The sequence below is a fragment of the Actinocorallia lasiicapitis genome, assembly GCF_054778695.1.
In genome coordinates, this window is record NZ_BAAGZI010000561.1 from 1 (window position 1) to 2,818 (window position 2,818).

At 71.1% G+C, this 2,818-nt stretch carries 1 protein-coding gene; it reads left to right on the forward strand.

The annotated features are described in order from the left end of the window. A partial coding sequence (locus ACYVE7_RS32115) for a type I polyketide synthase (RefSeq protein WP_460370090.1) occupies positions 1-2,818 on the forward strand: 2,818 nt, incomplete at both ends.

A 2,818-nucleotide genomic window follows, 5' to 3' on the forward strand; every position in this document is an offset into this window, starting at 1 on the left:
AGGCGTTCGCGGCGGACGCCGACGGCACCGCGTGGGGCGAGGGCGTCGGCGTGCTGCTCGTCGAACGACTGTCGGACGCCGTCCGCAACGGCCACCGGGTGCACGCGATCGTCCGGGGGAGCGCGGTCAACCAGGACGGCGCGTCCAACGGGCTGACCGCGCCGAACGGCCCGTCGCAGCGGCGCGTGATCCGTCAGGCGCTCGCCACCGCCGGGCTCACCGTTGCCGACGTGGACGCCGTCGACGCCCACGGCACCGGAACCACTCTGGGCGACCCGATCGAGGCGCAGGCGCTGCTGGCGACCTACGGCCAGGGCCGTCCCGACGGTTCCCCGCTGTGGCTCGGCTCGGTGAAGTCGAACATCGGCCACACACAGGCGGCGGCCGGCGCGGCCAGCATCATCAAGATGGTCGAGGCGATGCGCCACGGCCTGCTGCCGAAGACCCTGCACGCCGACGAGCCGACCCCGCAGGTGGACTGGACCGCCGGCGACGTCCGTCTCCTGACCGAAGCCCGCGAGTGGCCGGACACCGGCCGCCCGCGCCGGGCGGGAGTGTCGTCGTTCGGCATCAGCGGCACCAACGCCCACGTGATCATCGAGCACGTGCCCGCGGAGCTTCCCACCCCTGCCCCGTCGCGCCCTGCCGCACTGCCGTGGCTCATCTCCGGAAAAACCCCGGAGTCCCTGGCAGCACAGGCCGCCCGCCTGCACGCCTTCATCACCGAACGCCCCGATCTGAACCTCCTGAACGTGGCGTTCTCACTGGCAACCACCCGGACGCTCCTGGACCACCGCGCGCTGATCGTCGGCACGGACCGCACAGAACTCCTCGCGGGCCTGGCCTCCCTCACCGCAGACGAATCACCACACGGCCCGGCCGCACTGGCTGACGGCACCCTCGCTCCCAACACCGTCCGCGGCAAGGCTGACCCCGCAGGGCGGCTGGCTTTCCTCTTCTCCGGCCAGGGCAGCCAACGCCTGGGCATGGGCCGCGACCTGTACGAAGCGTTCCCGACCTTCGCCGAGGCTTTCGACGCGGTCTGCACCGAGCTGGACACTCACCTCACCCGCCCCCCGCACAGGACCCTCCACGACGAAGCAGCCCTCCCATCCTGGGCCGACGGGGGCCCGCTGGATCGGTCGGCCGACGCTGAGGCGGTTGGCGCCGCTGCGGAAAGTCCGCTCGGTGAGAGCGCCGGAGGCGTTGCAGGTCTGCCGGGTCGGGCGGTCGAGGCCGGTGGGGTCGGCTTGGTGGGTCGTTCGCTGCGTGAGGTGGTGTGGGGGGACGCGGGGGCGTTGGACCAGACCGTTTACACGCAGGCTGGGTTGTTCGCGTTCGAGGTCGCTCTCTTCCGTTTGTTGGAGTCGTGGGGGGTGCGTCCGGATTTTGTGGCGGGGCATTCGATTGGGGAGATCGGTGCGGCCCACGTTGCCGGGGTTCTGTCGTTGCCGGACGCGGCTTGTTTGGTGGCCGCGCGGGGTCGGCTGATGCAGGCGCTTCCTGAGGGTGGGGTGATGGTCGCGGTCGAGGCGACCGAGGATGAGGTGCTGCCGCTGGTCACTGGTGCTGTGGGGATTGCGGCGGTGAACGGGCCGCGTTCGGTGGTGGTCTCGGGGGATGAGAACGCGGTCGAAGGGGTCGTGGACGTCTTTGTCGCGCGGGGGCGGAAGACGACCCGGTTGCGGGTGTCGCACGCGTTTCATTCGCCGTTGATGGAGCCGATGCTCGAAGAATTCCGTCGGACTGCCGAAAGTCTGGTCTTCCAGTCGCCGGGGATTCCGGTGGTGTCGAATGTGACCGGTGGTGTGGCTGATGTGGCGGCTGCGGATTACTGGGTGCGGCATGTTCGGGAGGCGGTGCGGTTCGCTGACGGGGTTCGGTATCTCGAAGGGGAAGGCGTTACTCGTTTTCTGGAGATCGGGCCTGATGGGGTGCTCGTCTCGCTGGCTCAGCAGTCTTTGGCGGCGGCGGATGTCGTGTTGGCGGCGGCGGTTCGCAAGGGGAGGCCTGAGGCGGAGTCCGTGTTGGCGGCGGTGGGGCGGCTCCACACGGCGGGGGTTCGGGTCGGCTGGGAGCGGCTGTTCGAAGGTTCCGGCGCGAGCCGGGTCGAGCTGCCGACCTATGCGTTCGAGCAGCGGCATTACTGGCTGACGGACCCTGCTGCGGGCGGGGATCCCGTCTCGATCGGGCTGGACGCCGCCGGGCATCCGCTGCTCGGTGCGGCCGTGGCACTCGCCGGGACCGACGGGGTCGTCCTCACCGGACGGCTGTCGGTCGACACGCAGCCGTGGCTCGCCGACCACGTTGTCGCAGGCACCGTGATCTTCCCGGGGACCGGGTTCGTGGAGCTCGTGATCCGGGCCGGCGACCAGGTCGGGCTGGCGCGGATCGAGGAACTCACGCTGGAAGCGCCTCTCGTGCTGCCTGAGCACGGTGGTGTCGCCGTCCAGGTGGTCGTCGGGCCTGAGGACGGGCCGTATCGCGCCGTCGAGGTGTTCTCTCGCGGCGAGGAGGCCGCCGACCTGCCCTGGACCAGGCACGCCACCGGAACCCTGACCGCCGGGTCGGCGGCCCCGTCCGCCTGGACGGCCTCGTGGCCGCCTGCGGGCGGTGAACCGATCCCGCTCGACGGCCTCTACGACGGGCTGGCGGAAGGCGGCCTCGCCTACGGTCCGGTCTTCCGCGGGCTGCGCGCCGCGTGGCGGTCAGGCGACGAGGTGTTCGCGGAGGTCGTCCTGCCGGACGGCGTCGCCGCGAGCGGTTTCGGCCTGCACCCCGCGCTCCTCGACGCCGGCCTCCACACGATCGCGCTCAC